General features: G+C 60.6%; 13 protein-coding genes. 7 read left to right on the top strand and 6 right to left on the bottom strand.

All coding sequences use genetic code 11. The features are described 5' to 3' along the window. The first annotated feature begins 64 nt into the window (after window positions 1-64). The 6 genes from pgeF (at window position 65) to HMPREF2698_RS13440 (ending at window position 4,111) form a co-directional block, all read left to right on the top strand. On the top strand, window positions 65-805 hold the full coding sequence (gene pgeF / locus HMPREF2698_RS05230) for a peptidoglycan editing factor PgeF (protein WP_070562661.1): 741 nt from the start codon (window positions 65-67) through the stop codon (window positions 803-805). Beyond that, a complete protein-coding gene (locus tag HMPREF2698_RS05235; RefSeq protein WP_070562664.1) occupies window positions 806-1,519 on the top strand; it encodes a YggS family pyridoxal phosphate-dependent enzyme in 714 nt (237 codons plus the stop codon). 69 nt (window positions 1,520-1,588) lie between these two features. After that, window positions 1,589-2,011: a cell division protein SepF gene (locus HMPREF2698_RS05240; RefSeq protein ID WP_070519876.1), complete on the top strand. Its 423-nt coding sequence runs from the start codon at window positions 1,589-1,591 to the stop codon at window positions 2,009-2,011. Between the two features lie 211 nt (window positions 2,012-2,222). Next, on the top strand, window positions 2,223-2,534 hold the full coding sequence (locus HMPREF2698_RS05245) for a YggT family protein (protein ID WP_070520150.1): 312 nt from the start codon (window positions 2,223-2,225) through the stop codon (window positions 2,532-2,534). A 168-nt stretch (window positions 2,535-2,702) separates the two neighbouring features. Then, window positions 2,703-3,833: a DivIVA domain-containing protein gene (locus tag HMPREF2698_RS05250; RefSeq protein ID WP_070562665.1), complete on the top strand. Its 1,131-nt coding sequence runs from the start codon at window positions 2,703-2,705 to the stop codon at window positions 3,831-3,833. Between the two features lie 107 nt (window positions 3,834-3,940). Then, window positions 3,941-4,111 carry a hypothetical protein gene (locus tag HMPREF2698_RS13440; protein WP_168162406.1) on the top strand — a complete coding sequence of 57 codons (171 nt, stop codon included), beginning with the start codon at window positions 3,941-3,943 and terminating at the stop codon, window positions 4,109-4,111. A 62-nt stretch (window positions 4,112-4,173) separates the two neighbouring features. On the opposite strand, the gene HMPREF2698_RS05255 is transcribed toward HMPREF2698_RS13440, so the two are convergent. Next, window positions 4,174-5,247 (bottom strand): HNH endonuclease signature motif containing protein, encoded by a 1,074-nt coding sequence (locus tag HMPREF2698_RS05255; protein ID WP_070562668.1) that lies wholly within the window; start codon window positions 5,245-5,247, stop codon window positions 4,174-4,176. A 363-nt stretch (window positions 5,248-5,610) separates the two neighbouring features. Here HMPREF2698_RS05255 and ileS point away from each other — a divergent pair, with 363 nt between their 5' ends. Next, on the top strand, window positions 5,611-8,808 hold the full coding sequence (ileS, locus tag HMPREF2698_RS05260; RefSeq protein ID WP_070562671.1) for an isoleucine--tRNA ligase: 3,198 nt from the start codon (window positions 5,611-5,613) through the stop codon (window positions 8,806-8,808). 111 nt (window positions 8,809-8,919) lie between these two features. On the opposite strand, the gene HMPREF2698_RS05265 is transcribed toward ileS, so the two are convergent. The 5 genes from HMPREF2698_RS05265 to HMPREF2698_RS05285 all read right to left on the bottom strand — a co-directional run bounded on the left by HMPREF2698_RS05265 (window position 8,920) and on the right by HMPREF2698_RS05285 (window position 14,414). Next, a complete protein-coding gene (locus HMPREF2698_RS05265) occupies window positions 8,920-10,104 on the bottom strand; it encodes an MFS transporter (protein WP_154761861.1) in 1,185 nt (394 codons plus the stop codon). Window positions 10,105-10,274: 170 nt separating this feature from the next. Beyond that, window positions 10,275-10,916 (bottom strand): GntR family transcriptional regulator, encoded by a 642-nt coding sequence (locus HMPREF2698_RS05270; protein WP_070562676.1) that lies wholly within the window; start codon window positions 10,914-10,916, stop codon window positions 10,275-10,277. A 127-nt stretch (window positions 10,917-11,043) separates the two neighbouring features. Continuing rightward, window positions 11,044-11,649, bottom strand: coding sequence for a metallophosphoesterase family protein (locus HMPREF2698_RS05275; RefSeq protein ID WP_083303797.1), 606 nt, complete (start codon window positions 11,647-11,649; stop codon window positions 11,044-11,046). Beyond that, a complete protein-coding gene (locus HMPREF2698_RS05280; protein WP_070562679.1) occupies window positions 11,642-13,303 on the bottom strand; it encodes an ABC transporter permease in 1,662 nt (553 codons plus the stop codon). Before HMPREF2698_RS05280 ends, HMPREF2698_RS05275 begins: the two co-directional genes overlap by 8 nt. A gap of 34 nt (window positions 13,304-13,337) precedes the next feature. After that, entirely contained in the window at window positions 13,338-14,414 is a 1,077-nt protein-coding gene (locus HMPREF2698_RS05285; RefSeq protein WP_070519889.1) for an ABC transporter substrate-binding protein, read from the bottom strand. Window positions 14,415-14,443: the final 29 nt, after the last annotated feature.

A 14,443-nucleotide genomic window follows, 5' to 3' on the forward strand; every position in this document is an offset into this window, starting at 1 on the left:
TCACCCCGCTACGCACCCCAAAACCGGAAGAGCCCGTTAACCCCAGCCCGCTACTCTGGAGTGCATGCCAGTAAACGAGGAAGCACACGTAGCACAACGCCCCGTCCGCATGGTTTTCACCAGCCGTGCCGGCGGGGCGTCGTCGTCCCCTTATAACTCTTTCAACTTGGGCGATCACGTTGGTGATGAGCCCGAGGCCGTGACCGCCAATCGCCAGCGGCTTCTGCGGGTGACTGGTCTAGAAGACATCGTGTGGATGGAACAGCTCCACACCAACACGGTCACGGTGGTGGGGGCCGAACGCCGCGGTGTCCGCGAACCCGTCCCCGCCACCGATGCCGTCGTAACCACCGAAAAGCGCTTGGGGCTAGGCGTGCTCGTTGCTGATTGCACGCCGGTGCTGCTTGTCGACGTCTCCGCGGGCGTCATCGCCGCCGCCCACGCCGGACGCCTAGGCGCGCGCAACGGAATCGTCCGGAACACCGTGAACGCAATGGTTGAGCTGGGGGCGACTCCCGCGTCGATCCAGGTACTTATGGGGCCTGCTGCTTCTGGACGCAACTATGAGGTGCCGGAGGAGATGGCGGAAGACGTCGAGAAGCACCTGCCCGGCTCCAAGACTCGCACCTCGTCTGGTACGTGGGGAGTTGACGTGCGCGCCGGCCTGATTCGCCAGCTGATGGGGATGGGAGTTACGGCCATTGAGTCGGATCCGCGCTGCACGATCGAAGACACTGAATTCTTTTCTTATCGCCGCGAGGGCGTCACCGGGCGTCAATCCGGTGTGATTTGGTTGGAGGATTAAATGACTAGCAAGGACCCCGCTGAGCGTCGCGAAGAACTACGGGCCGGTTTGGAGCGCACCCGCGCTGAGATTCGAGGCTTCGCCGCCACGTATGACCGTCCCGTGCCACAGCTGCTGCCGGTGACGAAATTTCACCCGGCAGAGGACATCGCGCTGCTGGGGGAGCTGGGAATTGCGGATGTAGCAGAAAACCGTGAGCAGGAGGCGCGCGCCAAAGCAGAGGCGCTGCCCGAGATTCGCTTCCACATGATCGGCCAGATTCAAACCAAAAAGGCGAACCACGTCGCCCGCTGGGCGCACAGCGTGCACTCCCTTGACTCAGAAAAGCTTGCCCGGGCGCTGGACCGAGGCGTGGCGCTTGCCCAAGAACGCGGGCAACGCGAGGACGCCCTTCCGGCATTCATTCAGGTTTCCGCCGATGGCGACACCGCACGCGGCGGATGTCCGCTGGAGGATGTCCCCGCTCTGGTGGATGTCGTTGAAGAGCTGGAGAATGTGCAGCTGCAGGGATTCATGGTGGTTCCTCCACTGGAGAGCGAGCCTGCGGAGGTATTCGCTCGGGTAAGGGCGCTGACCGACGAGGTCGCGGCGAAGCTCGGACGGGCTTTAAAAATGTCAGCCGGAATGAGCGCAGATTTGGAGGCGGCGATTGCATCTGGAACGGATATCGTGCGTGTCGGAACCGGAATCATGGGAGCTCGCCCGCTAGGTTAATTGACATTGCAAAAGTGCATTACAAGACAGCAAATGAACAGCACACACTAGGTCAGAGGGAGACCCAGAATGTCACTGATTGATAGGACTAAAGAGTTCTTCGGGCTGGGCCCGATGGACATGGACACCGACGATGCTTACTACGCTGACGAGCGCAGCTACAGCGCTCCGGCGTATGCACCTTCCTACGAGAAGCCGGAAGAGGAATTTGTCCCGACCATCGTGGCGCTGTCGCTCGTCTCTTTCGACGATGCAGCGAAGGTCGGTGGCCCTTTCCGCGACGGTGACGCAGTGGTCTTCGAGCTCACTGACGCTGACCGTGGCTCCGCAAAGCGCTTCGTTGATTTTGCCGCTGGCCTCTGCTTTGCATTGGAGGGCCGCATGAAGAACCTGACCAAGGGCGTGGACACCAGCCGAAAGGTGTTTGCCATCGTGCCGAAGGGCGCCGATATCTCCACTGTTGAGCTGGAGCGCGCAGCTCATCTGCGCTAAGTACGTCGCGTTCTGCCGTCTCATCGATTTCTTTTCTCCCGTGTTGGCTTAGGGGAGGGGAAGCGATGGGGCGGTTTCGCATTTATGGGGCCGGCGGCGAACTGAGTTCGGGGATAGTTCAGCCGACGATTAGCCGTTCATGTTCGCCGAGCGCGAACCGGAGGGCAGGGGAATACCGTTAGCGGGGGTGGTTCGGATAGGCTCGGGCACTGTGAATGCTTTAGGTTCAATTCTCCTCGTTGCCGTGAGTCTTTACTCGTGGATTTTGTTAGCGCGAATCGTCATCGAAATGATTCAATCTTTTTCGCGCCAATTCAATCCACCCCGCTGGTTCATGATGGTTGCAGAGGTGCTTTTCGTAGTCACTGACCCGCCGGTTAAGGCGCTGCGAAAGGTGATTCCTCCGCTGCAGTTGGGAGGCGTTGCGCTGGACGTTTCCATCATTGTTTTGTTCCTGCTTTTGTCCATTCTTTCGCAACTGATTTCGTGGCTATTTTTCGGCCCCAGCGGACTTGCTGTGTAACTAACGGGTGTATTAAACCCTCCTGTTAACGTTGAGACTCGTGCCAGCGTTAGATAATGTGTTGATTCGGATACAATGAGTTAGCAAAATCCGTATTATTAACCGCATATGTACCCGGCCTCTGGAACCTCTAGAGGTTTGACCGATTCGTAAGGGGAAGAGAAGTCAATGCCACTGTCACCCGCTGATGTACACAACGTCGCTTTCAGCAAGCCGCCAATTGGCAAGCGTGGCTACAACGAGGATGAGGTAGATCAGTTCCTCGACCTCGTTGAGGATGCTCTTGCTCAGCTGCAGGACGAGAACGATGATCTCCACGCCCAGGTTGAGGAACTGAAGTCTCAGACTTCGGCCGGCGCCGCTGGCGGCGCTACTGCCGCTAAGGTCGACGAGGCCGCTGTGCGCAAGGAAGTTGAATCCAAGCTTCGCGCTGAGTACGAGGCAAAGCTGGCTGACTCCAAGAATGAGATTGCCAAGGCCAAGGAAGAGACGAAGCGTGCGCAGGAGCAGGCAAAGGCTGCTCAGGCACAGTCTTCCCAGGCATCGGCTGCTCAGGCAAAGGACAACTCCGCCGAGCTCAAGGCAGCTCGCGAGGAAGCTGCCGCCGCCAAGCGCGAGCTGGAGGCTTCCAAGAAGGAACTGGCGAACACGAAGAAGGAGCTGGAGTCCGCAAAGAAGAACTCCGCAGCCTCCACCACCGCCTCTTCCGCCGCTGCCGTGGCTGGTGCGGGCGCTGCCCAGTCCAACGCACAGGGCCTGGCTACCCCGGATACTCACATGCAGGCAGCCCGCGTGCTGGGCTTGGCTCAGGAGATGGCGGACCGCCTCACCAGCGAGGCCAAGGCTGATTCCGAGTCCATGCTGGCTGAGGCCCGCACGGCGGCAGAGAAGCAGCTTGCCGATGCTGACTCCCACTCCAAGGCCCAGCTCGCGGATGCCCAGAAGCGCTACGAAGCTCAGCTGCAGGAGGCCGATACCCGCTCCAAGAAGCTGGTGGCGGACGCTGAGAACAAGGCAAAGCAGACTGAGTCCGATGCTACGTCCCGCGCCGAGGCGCAGATTCGCCAGGCAGAGGAGAAGGCAGCTGCGCTGCAGGCCGATGCCGAGAAGAAGCACACCGAGGTCATGAACACGGTCAAGCAGCAGCAGACCGCTCTGGAGGCTCGCATCTCCGAGCTGCGCACCTTCGAGCGCGAGTACCGTACTCGCCTCAAGACGCTGCTGCAGTCTCAGCTTGAGGAGCTGGAGTCCCGCGGCACCGCTGCTCCCAACGGTGAAGCCGGCAAGTCCAACAATTAATCACTGAATCAGCGGCGTCCCTGCGGGGGCGCCGTTATTCTTTTCTGTGGGTATGTATTCTCAGTAGGTATTGATTTTTGAGGCAGTGACGGGGAAGGAGAGCGCGCATGCTTATTGGTGCATTGCTTTTGGCCTTTGTGGCTTTCTTGGCGTTCGTGAATTACATCCTCTCCGCCGCTGAGTGGTCTCTGTACCTGCTCTTTGCTTCTGCCGGGGTAGGCATTGTTCTGTTTATCGCAGATACCGTGATTAAACTGCGCCGCAAGCACGACGAGTAGCCCTCGCCCCAGCAGTAATTCTGGGTGGAGGGCTTTTGCGAAGACTCCTAGTTGTGTCGCTCCTAGTCGTCTCTTTCCAGGGCGTCGAATAGCCCGGGAGGCGCTTGCAGAGGCGTGGGCGGCGGGAGGGGACCGTACGTCCTCATGGCCGTTCCGTTGACCCGGGCCATGCGGCCGCGTCCCGGTGGCGCGTTCGGATCGTCCTGGTTCACGCCATTGTGATATGGGCACAGCATCACCAGGTTTTCCTGGTTGGTATACCCGCCGTTCTTCCACGCGATGAGATGGTGAACTTGGCATTCATCGGCGGGCTTCATGCAGGAGCCCCAAGCACAGACCGGGAACTCGGCCATGGCCATGATGCGTTGCTTGATGCTGGCGGAGCGCTCCTCATAGTAGAGATTGACCGGCCCGTGATAGGGGTGGAAGAGAGTCGCGAGCGCGCCATCGAGGTCGATCTCTTCGGCTAGGACCTTGTTGAGGTATTCCGCGCCGGTCATCGTTGCGCCGTTGGTCATCTGCAGCGTGATTTCCTCGCCGTCGCCGTTGAGAATCTTCGTCATTGCATCCAGCGGGACCAAGATATTGGTTTGCAAACTGCGGCGCGGGGCGGCGCCTTTGAAGAAGGCTTCGCGGATGGATTCGAGGGGACGTTCGCGGTCGACGGCGTCGCTAAGCTCTGCAATCATTTGCGCGGGGCCTGTGATTGCCATCGTCCACGGTGCATTGCGGCGGCGGTAAATGGTCACGCCCTCCTTCGGTGCGGGCGGAGCCGAGTGCTCCTTGAGCCTCTTCTTCGCCAGTGTTTCCATCGCGAGGGTATCGGCGCTGGTCCGACACAACTCTAGGCGCAGCTTCCAGCCCAATGCCTGCGTCTTGGCTTTGCGGGCATAGCGGTCAATGACTTCCAGAGTGGGCAATGAGTGGCCGCGCTGGCGCGCAGCCTTCACCGCATCACGTTGCATCTTGGTCATGGCGGTCTTGCCAAAGAAGCTCGTGTGCAGCCGCACCAACTGCGCGGCAGTTTTGTCTGGGGAACCGGCGGCGATGAGGTCTGCTTCAGACATGCCTTCGCACTCGGCGATGACATCGATGCCGGCCCCGAGTGCGTTGAGGAAAGTCTGTAGCGCGTTCATATCTGTGGAGCATAAAACACCTTCTGAGCTGCGCGCATTAGAAAAAATGTTCCTGTGGAAAACCGTTTCTCAGACACCTCTTTTGTGCACTGTCGTTTCTATTTTGGGGTTCACGGGAACCTGCGCCTGTGAAAACTTGACCCCTCGGTTATACTTTGGAGCTATATGCAGTGAGCCGGCTATCACCGGGGAGCATTCCGGAAGAACGTGAGGCGCGTGAGCGTCGCATCATTAGAACCGGGCGGGTAGGGACCGTCATCTCCTTCACATCAACGAAGCGGGGCGCCTCGGCGCCCAAGCGGGGTGGTACCGCGAGCCGTACGGCGCGTCCCCGTCACAGCGAACGAGTGAAGGAATTTTTAGATGAGTAATAACCCCGCGAACGTCGGCAGTGTTTATCCCAAAGTTGATATGACTGCTGGGTCTTCCCGTTTCCCCGATATGGAGCAGGAAGTCCAGAAGTACTGGAAGGCCGACGACACCTTTAAAGCCAGCCTCAAGCAGACAGAGGGCTGCCCCGAGTATGTCTTTTATGATGGCCCTCCCTTTGCCAACGGTCTGCCGCACTACGGCCACCTGCTGACCGGTTACGTCAAGGACATCGTCCCGCGCTATCGCACCATGGCCGGCAACCACGTCCCGCGCGTCTTTGGCTGGGATACCCACGGATTGCCGGCGGAGCTGGAGGCAGAAAAGCAGCTCGGCATCACGGACAAGGGCCAGATCGAGGAGATGGGCCTGGAGAAGTTCAACGAGTACTGCGCCAAGTCCGTCCTCGAGTACACCGATGAGTGGGAAGAGTATGTCAACCGCCAGGCTCGCTGGGTGGATTTCGAGAACGGCTACAAGACCATGGACTTGGAGTACATGGAGTCCGTCATGTGGGCGTTCAAGGAGCTCTATGACAAAGGCCTGATCTACCAGGGCTTTAGGGTTTTGCCGTATTCCTGGGCGGAGCACACCTCCCTGTCGAACCAGGAGACCCGCCTGGATGACTCCTACAAGATGCGTCAGGACCCGACCCTGACGGTGACGTTCCCGGTGGCTGGTGCCGTGGAGGGAAGTGCGGCGGAGAAGACGTTGGCGGAGAACACCGAGCTTGCCGACGCCTCCTTCCTCGCCTGGACCCCCACCCCGTGGACCCTGCCGTCCAACCTGGCTCTGGCGGTCCACCCGGAGGTTGATTACGTCCTGTTCAAGGCCACCGAGGGCGACTTTGCTGGCCGTACCTTCGTGATGGCTGAAGCGCTGACCGGCACCCTGGCGAAGGAGCTGGGTGAGGCGGAAGTCCTCAAGACGTTCAAGGGCGCGGAGCTGGAGGGCTTTAAGTACCAGCCCATCTTCGATTTCTTCCCGGATGTCGAGAATGCGTACCAGGTCTTGCTTGCTGACTACGTCACCACCGAGGACGGCACGGGCGTGGTCCACCAGGCTCCGGCCTTCGGTGAGGACGATATGCTCACCTGCCAGAAGTACGGCGTGGGCCTAGTCATCCCGGTGGATGAGGACGGCAAGTTCACCTCCCAGGTACCGCCGTATGAGGGCCAGCTCGTCTTCGATGCCAACAAGGCCATCATCAAGGACCTCAAGGCCGCTGGCCGCGTGGTACGCCACGTGACCATCGAGCACTCCTACCCGCACTCCTGGCGCTCCGGCGAGCCGCTCATCTACATGGCGCTGCCTGCATGGTTCGTCAAGGTGACGGAGTTCCGTGACCGCATGGTCGAGCTCAACCACAATGAGATCGAGTGGCTGCCGGAGCACATCCGCGACGGTCAGTTCGGCAAGTGGCTGGAGGGCGCTCGCGACTGGAACATCTCCCGCACCCGCTACTGGGGCGCTCCGATCCCGGCGTGGATCTCCGATAACCCGGAGTACCCGCGCGTCGATGTCTATGGCTCGCTGGATGAGCTGGAGCGTGACTTCGGAGTGCGTCCGACGAGCCTGCACCGCCCGTACATCGATGAGCTGACTCGTCCGAACCCGGATGATCCGACGGGCAAGTCCACGATGCGCCGCGTGCCGGACGTGCTGGATTGCTGGTTTGAGTCGGGCTCGATGCCGTTCGCGCAGAAGCACTACCCGTTTGAGAACAAGGAATGGTTTGAGACGCATTCCCCGGCGGACTTCATCGTGGAGTATTCCGGCCAAACGCGCGGCTGGTTCTACCTCCTGCACGTGTTGTCCACCGCCCTGTTCGACCGCCCGGCGTTCAAGAAGGTTGTCGCCCACGGCATCGTGTTGGGCAATGATGGCCTGAAGATGTCGAAGTCCAAGGGCAACTATCCGAATGTGAATGAGGTCTTCGACCGCGATGGCTCGGATGCGATGCGCTGGTTCCTCATGTCTTCGCCGATCTTGCGTGGCGGCAACCTCATCGTCACCGAGCAGGGCATCCGCGAGGGCGTGCGCCAGGCCATCCTGCCGATCTGGAACTCGTACACCTTCCTGCAGCTCTACGCCTCCCAGGACACAAAGTTCGACGTGAGCTCCACCAACGTGCTGGACCGCTACATCTTGGCCAAGACCCATGACTTGGTGAAGAACACCAACGACGCGCTGGCGAATACCGATATTGCTTCGGCAACGGAGGAGGTCCGCCTCTTCGCGGATGCGCTGACCAACTGGTACGTGCGCCGCTCCCGTGACCGCTTCTGGGAGGGCGAGGAAACCCATCCGGAGGCCTTCAATACGCTCTACACGGTCCTGGAGACGGTCTCCCGCGTGGTCGCGCCGCTGCTGCCGCATGTGGCTGAGGTCATCTACCGCGGCCTGACCGGTGAGCGATCCGTGCATTTGGCTTCCTACCCAAAGGCCGAGGATTACCCGGCTGACGATGCCCTCGTGGCCGCCATGGATGCCACCCGCGCGGTGGCCTCCGCGGCGTCCTCGGTGCGCAAGTCCAACAAGCTGCGCAACCGCCTGCCGCTGCCGAAGCTGACGGTGGCGATGAAAGATTCGGCGCGCCTGGCGGATTTCAAGGACATCATCCGGGATGAGGTCAACGTTAAGGACGTTGAGCTTACCGACGATGTCGACGCGGTGGGCACCTTCGAGGTCGTGTGCAACGCCAAGGTAGCCGGTCCGCGCTTGGGCAAGGATGTTCAGCGAGCCATCAAGAACCTCAAGGCGGGCAACTACATGCGCGAGGGCGAGGACGTCGTGGTCGACGGCGATATCCGCCTATCCCCGGACGAGTACACCGAGCGCCTCAAGGCGGCGAATGCGAAGTCGACGGCTCGTGTGGAAGGGCTCGATGGCCTCGTCGCCGTGGATACCGAGGTGACGGAAGAGCTCGAGGCAGAGGGCTGGGCTGCGGACGTCATCCGCGGTTTGCAGGATGCGCGTAAGGCCGAGGATTTCGTGGTGACTGACCGCATCACCGTGGTTCTCTCCGTTCCCGCGGAGAAGGAAGAGTGGGCTCATCGCCACCGCGAGCACATCGCGGCGGAGGTGCTCGCTGTCGACTTCACTGTGACGACCCAGGCTCTCGAGCCAAGCGATGGACAGAACATCCATGATGTCCTCAAGGGCGTGACGGCTACCGTGGCAAAGGCCTAAATCCGCAGCGAAAAGCTCCGCTTCCCTCGAGCGGGGAGGCGGAGCTTTGAGCATCTGCGCACTGGTGGCGCAGGGCGGCCCGGAGGGGGCCGCGATGACGGGGCGTGTGCGCTAGCGGCGGGTTCCGGGCAGGTGTGCGCGCCACGCAAGGATGACGTTGATGAGGCACACCAGCGCCAAGAAGCTGCCGATGCTGAACAACGCCGTGAAGCCGATATAGGGCGCAAGCGCGCTAAAGGCCATCGGGATGAAGAAGCCAGTGTAAGAAATGGAGTAGTACACGGCGGTCAAGCCGGCGAGCTCTCGCTCGCCCGCGATGCGCTGGACCTCGGACAATCCAGCGACCAGCGCCAAACCGTATCCCGCGCCCATCGTGGCGGCGGCCGCGATGCCGAGCGGCAGGGACAGCGAGTGCGCAGCAAACGCCCCGAGGATTGCGCCGACGGTGATGACGAACATCGACAGGGCCGAGGCTCGCGCGGACTTGTGGGTATCAACCAGGCGGCCCAGCATCTGGACGGCCACGCCGCAGCCCAGGGTGATGACGGTCATCAGGCCGGAGAAAGCGATGGGGGCGTTTCCAGCGGATTCGGATAGCAGCTGTGGAAGGAGCGCATAGGCCGCTCCCGCGCAGCCAAAGACCCAGGGGGCCACAGGCACGACGACACGCAGGAAACGCTTGTGCGCAGCGGCGGGGATGTGGAGCATCTCCAGCATGTCACGCACCCTGAGCTCCAGGATGGTGGTCTTGACATCGCCTCGGCTGGGCTGGCGGGTCTCAGGCGTATGCAGGATCCACACGGCAGTCAACAGCGTGAGCAGCATGTGGAGGATATAGGCCGTGTGAGTCGGCCATGGCCCCCACTGGGCCAGCACCGAAGCGATACCCGCGCCGACGAGGAAGCCGGCGGTCAAACACAACGAAGCCTTACGAGCGCCGGACGCTGGGTCGCCGCCGGCGCTCGTGATGAGCTCCGTAATCCACGTTGAACCCACCGCCATGACTAGGCCTAATGCCATACCGCACAAGACGCGTCCCAACGCGATGATGAGTGGTTCGTTGGGGGCGATGGAGAGCAAGAAAGATCCCACCAAGGACAGCGGTGCCGCGGGGAGCAGCAGTGGGCGGCGGCCGAGCAGATCGGACAGCGGGCCACCGATGAGCAGTGCGGGGATGATGCCAACCACGTAGGCGGCTAAGAGCCCGTTGACCGTCACCTGGGAAAAATTCGAGGTCTCGCGGTACATCACCAGCAGCGGGGTGAATTCATTTCCGCCCCAAGCAACCGCGATCATGGCACCGGCGACGGGGAACCACGCGCGCTTAGGCAGCGGCGCTTCGGCGGAGCGGCTGGGCGAGCCTGGGGAGGCAGCGCTTTCAGTGCTTTCGGTGGTGTCGGCGTCTGTGGGGGCGTCGGGTTGGGGAGTAGGCGCCTCGACAAGCGGGTTCGAATGCGCAGAGACAGTCACAGTTGCTTCCTTGAGGAGTTGAGGTGGGAATGGAGTTCGGTCAGGTAGGTGTCGATGTCGCCGGTGCGGAGGGCGTCGGCAAGCAAGGCGTGCTGGGCCACGAAGCCGCGTGCCTTCTCGACGCTGCGGCCGATGGCAGTTGCGGTAAAGCGCTGTTGGCGCTCGCGCAAGGTGTGGCCGAGGTGGGCGAGGAGGCGGTTGCCGCCGTTGTCCATGATGGTTTGGTGGAACTTCGCATCCAGTTGGGTATAGGTGCCCAGATCGCCAGCGTCTAGGGCGGCCTTTTGCTCATCGATGGTGGCGACGAGGACATCGGCGATGAGACCGCGCTCCTCTGCGGACAGTCCGCAAATATGGCGGGCAGAGTTCTCATCCACGAGGAGGCGCGCCTCGTAGACCTCACGGATTTCGCGGGGGCTAATCGGTACGACCAGCGCACCGCGCTTGGGATAGAGCTTCAAGAAGCCCTCCACCTCCAAACGGAGGAAAGCCTCGCGCACCGGGGTTCTACTCATTCCCAGCTCGGCGGCAAGGGCGGCTTCGGAGAGCATCTCCGAGTCATCGATGTCGTCATCGATGATGCGGCGCTTGAGGTGATCGTAGGCCCGTTCCGCGGCGGGTACCTTGTCTTTTTGCATGTATACATGATGCATGCATGCGGTGCTCTCGGTCTAGCGCAAACGCCAATTCGTGAGACATTGATCACGCGGTGGGCAAGTGAGAGCTAGTTCTCTGAGCGGCGCGTGTGGTCAGGTAGGAGATGTGTTAGAGGCGAGTGAGGGAGGAAGTGGGGACGTCGTAAAGCACTGCCTCTCCCATACCGACCCAACCGATAAAGGGATTGTCCTGAAGCACTTGTGGAGTGTGGACGTGGCCAAGAATCCATGCGTCGAAGCCACAGGCCTGTAGCTGTTCGGGTGTCGTGGGCAAGCATATGCCTTTAGAGAATTCACCGGTCACTGATGAGTGCAGTAATCCCAGATGCGGCTCGTTGCTCTGGCGCGTTGGAAAGGTGAGTGTGCGGGGATCGGGATCGGCAGCTACCGCGGCGGTGACAACGGTAGCGCCGGCGCAGTGAAAGGAGTGAACGTCGGCGGAATGAACCGTTACAGGCGAAGAGAGACTGAGTTCGTGGTGGACGTCGTGATTCCCGGAGATGAAATGGACGTCGCTGAAAAGCTCGCATGCGCGAGCCATGACTTTCTGTGCTTGGGGTACGTAGGTGGCTGCGTCGGCTTTGCGGTCAATGATGTCACCGAGGCAGATACATGCATCCGCAGTCGTGACCTCCAGTACGTTTAGCACCCACTCCATGCCTGGCGCGTCGGGGCGGCCAAGGTGAAGGTCCGCGAAAATGAGGATACTAGCCACGCGCCCTCCTTCCTTGCCACCAAGTGATTAGGACTAGCACGACAGTGGAGGTTCCTACACCGATGAGCGTCATAGCCATGGCTTCAGCGCGGTGGCCCTGGTCAAATTGGTTCATGATCCACGGCGCAAGGAGATTGAGCTGGCTCGGGCGGATCAGGGAGGACATGACGAGCTCGCGGAAGCCCACAAAGAACGCCAGCAGCCAACCGGCAAAGATACCCGGGGCAAGCAGCGGCAAGGTGATGCTGCGCAACGTGTGGGAGGCGGAGGCACCGGACACGGCGGCTGCCTCGTAGACCGAAGGGGAAACCACGCCAGCGGAGGTCTTGATGTTCTGCACCGCCATCGGCAGGAAGAGAACAGTAAAAGCCATGACGAGGATGATCATGGAGCCATAAGGTGTCCATGGCAGCCAGGGAGCGTTCCATAGGAGAATGAAGCCAATGGCGAGAACGATTCCGGGGACGGTATCCGGTGCTACAGCAAGGAAGTCGACAACACGGGCGCTGATCTGCCTGGTTCGCTGGGTGAGCAAGGTGACCGCGATGCCGAGGATGACCGCCGTTGTGGCGCCAATTGCACCGAGGGCGATGGAACGCAGCAAAGCTTCTTGAGCGGAAGGCATCTGCAGGACGATGGCGAAATAGTCGAAGGTGAGGTTTTGAGGCGTTGGGGGCGCGGATCGCAGAATGGTCATGGCGGCCAGGGTGATGGAAATATACGGGATGAGCACCGAGCAGGCGATGATGAGGAAAGCAACTAAGCTGCCAAGGACCTTGCCTGCGGTGCCGATGCGGAGCGAGACTTGGCGGGATACTCGTCCACCACCGGTAAGGTCGCGCCGCGAGACCCATTGCTGGAATGCCCATGCGCCCACACCAAGTGCAAACAACACCGATGAGGAGGCTGCTGCATCGGAGAAACTCAACGGGTCGATGGTGACGTCTTGGTAGATGGAGGAGACGAGGACCGTGAAACCGATGGCGTTTCCCAAGGTAACTGGGGTGCCGAACTCGCCGGCAGCCTTGATGAAAATGATCAGTGCGCCCAGTGAATAGGGGCCCACGACGGTGGGGAGGATGATGCGACTAATCTGTTGCCACCGGCTGGCGCCTGCGACTTGAGCCATTTCCAGAGAGGATGCAGGAATTGAGGTCAGACAGTTGCGCAGGATGAGATAGAGGAAGGGGAAGAGCTCGCACGCCATGATGAAAGCCATGCCAGGAACCGAGTAAATGGCGTCATGCGCGAGCTTGCCGACGGTATGCCCGAAGAGCAATTCGGAGACTCCACCGCGGCGGGTGAAATCCATCCACGCCATTGCTGCGGCAAAAGGCGGGGTCATGAAAGGAATCATGATGGCGATTTCTATCCAGTTCGCCTTAGAAAAAGACGTCCACGCGCGCAGGAAAGCTAGCGGGGCGGCGAACAGAGTAGAAAAGACCACCACGAGGAGGGAGAGGACGACCGTATTGAGTAGCACCTCTCCCATGCCCGGCTCCACAATCTTGTGGAGAGAAGAAGGCTCATCGCGGTACCCCACCACAGCGCTGATGAGCACCGATGCCAACGGCGCAGCGACAAGCACGAGCAGCACGAAGAGTACTGCATAAATGCCGAGAGTGCGCTGAGGGCTGCGGGTGGTGGTGCTCATAAGGTGGGGTTGCTCCGTGGTGAGATAGTAGAGGCTACTTCAGGTAGCGCTCAGCGAACTTTTCCTTGATGTCCTTGGAGGAGGAGGCGATGCCATCGAGATCCTCGTTGAGGGTTTCAATCTCCTCCAGCTTCGGGCCGTTCTTCGGGGTGATCTCGGTGTTGGCCGGGATCATGTTCTTGGAAGCAGAAATCTCCTGTGCTTCATCGGAGAACATGAAGTCGACAAAAGCTTCGGCAGCGTCCTTGTTGTCGGTGGTCTTGAGGATCATGACCGGTCGCGGGGTGACGGTAGTGCCGGAGGAGGGGATAACAACCTCAAGCGGCTCTCCCTTGGCCTGAGCGGAGTATGCGGAGTAGTCCACACCACCCATGACGATGCCTCGAGAACCGGAGGTGACCTGGTCCAGGGCCGGACCGTTAGCGCCCTGGACAATCATGCCGTTGTCGAAGAGTTTGTCAAAGAGCTCCCAGGTCTTGTCCTCGCCCCACTGATCCACCATGGCGGCAATGAGGTCAGCGGCGGTGCCGGACTCGCGCGGATCCGGCATAATGACCTGATCCTTGTATTTTTCGTCAGCGAGGTCCTCCCAGTCCTGAGGAGCGGAGTCCACCACGTTGGTGTTGGTCACCAGTGCCAAGGCGGAGCCATCGCGGCCGGTGAATGTGCCGTTCTTGGATACCCAGCTGGAAGTGATCTTGTCAGCACCTTCCGGGGTGTACTCCGCCAGAGCGCCGGCCTTGTCCTGCTTGGAAGCAGCGGACCAAGAAGCCAAGTAGACCACGTCTGCCTGCGGGTTAGCCTCTTCCGCCTTGAGCTTGGCGGTGATCTTGCCGGTGGTGTCGGCGAAGACGTTGACCTTGACATCGGTCTTTTCCTCGAAGGCTTCGACGAGGGCGTCGGTAAGGCCCTGCGGGTTCGCGGAGTAGTAGTCCAGCTCGCCGGACAGTCCCTCCGGGGCTTCCCAGGCCTCGGCGCTGGTTTCAGCACCGGTGTTGTCGGCGGAGGATGCGTCGGTGGAGTCAGCGGAATCAACAGAACCGCAGCCAGTCAGAGCCAGGGCAGAAGCAGCGGCGGCAGCGAGGGCGAGAGAAAGTTTCTTATACAGCATGGAGAATCCTTAAAGTAGAAAACGGATGT

This window comes from Corynebacterium sp. HMSC072A02, assembly GCF_001810085.1.
Taxonomy (GTDB): domain Bacteria; phylum Actinomycetota; class Actinomycetes; order Mycobacteriales; family Mycobacteriaceae; genus Corynebacterium; species Corynebacterium hesseae.

Coding starts and splice junctions, on each gene's coding strand:
- pgeF (WP_070562661.1), top strand. CDS start 65: ATGCCAGTAAACGAGGAAGCACACGTAGCACAACGCCCCGTCCGCATG.
- HMPREF2698_RS05235 (WP_070562664.1), top strand. CDS start 806: ATGACTAGCAAGGACCCCGCTGAGCGTCGCGAAGAACTACGGGCCGGT.
- HMPREF2698_RS05240 (WP_070519876.1), top strand. CDS start 1,589: ATGTCACTGATTGATAGGACTAAAGAGTTCTTCGGGCTGGGCCCGATG.
- HMPREF2698_RS05250 (WP_070562665.1), top strand. CDS start 2,703: ATGCCACTGTCACCCGCTGATGTACACAACGTCGCTTTCAGCAAGCCG.
- HMPREF2698_RS13440 (WP_168162406.1), top strand. CDS start 3,941: ATGCTTATTGGTGCATTGCTTTTGGCCTTTGTGGCTTTCTTGGCGTTC.
- HMPREF2698_RS05255 (WP_070562668.1), bottom strand. CDS start 5,247: ATGAACGCGCTACAGACTTTCCTCAACGCACTCGGGGCCGGCATCGAT.
- ileS (WP_070562671.1), top strand. CDS start 5,611: ATGAGTAATAACCCCGCGAACGTCGGCAGTGTTTATCCCAAAGTTGAT.
- HMPREF2698_RS05265 (WP_154761861.1), bottom strand. CDS start 10,104: ATGATCGCGGTTGCTTGGGGCGGAAATGAATTCACCCCGCTGCTGGTG.
- HMPREF2698_RS05270 (WP_070562676.1), bottom strand. CDS start 10,916: ATGCAAAAAGACAAGGTACCCGCCGCGGAACGGGCCTACGATCACCTC.
- HMPREF2698_RS05280 (WP_070562679.1), bottom strand. CDS start 13,303: ATGAGCACCACCACCCGCAGCCCTCAGCGCACTCTCGGCATTTATGCA.
- HMPREF2698_RS05285 (WP_070519889.1), bottom strand. CDS start 14,414: ATGCTGTATAAGAAACTTTCTCTCGCCCTCGCTGCCGCCGCTGCTTCT.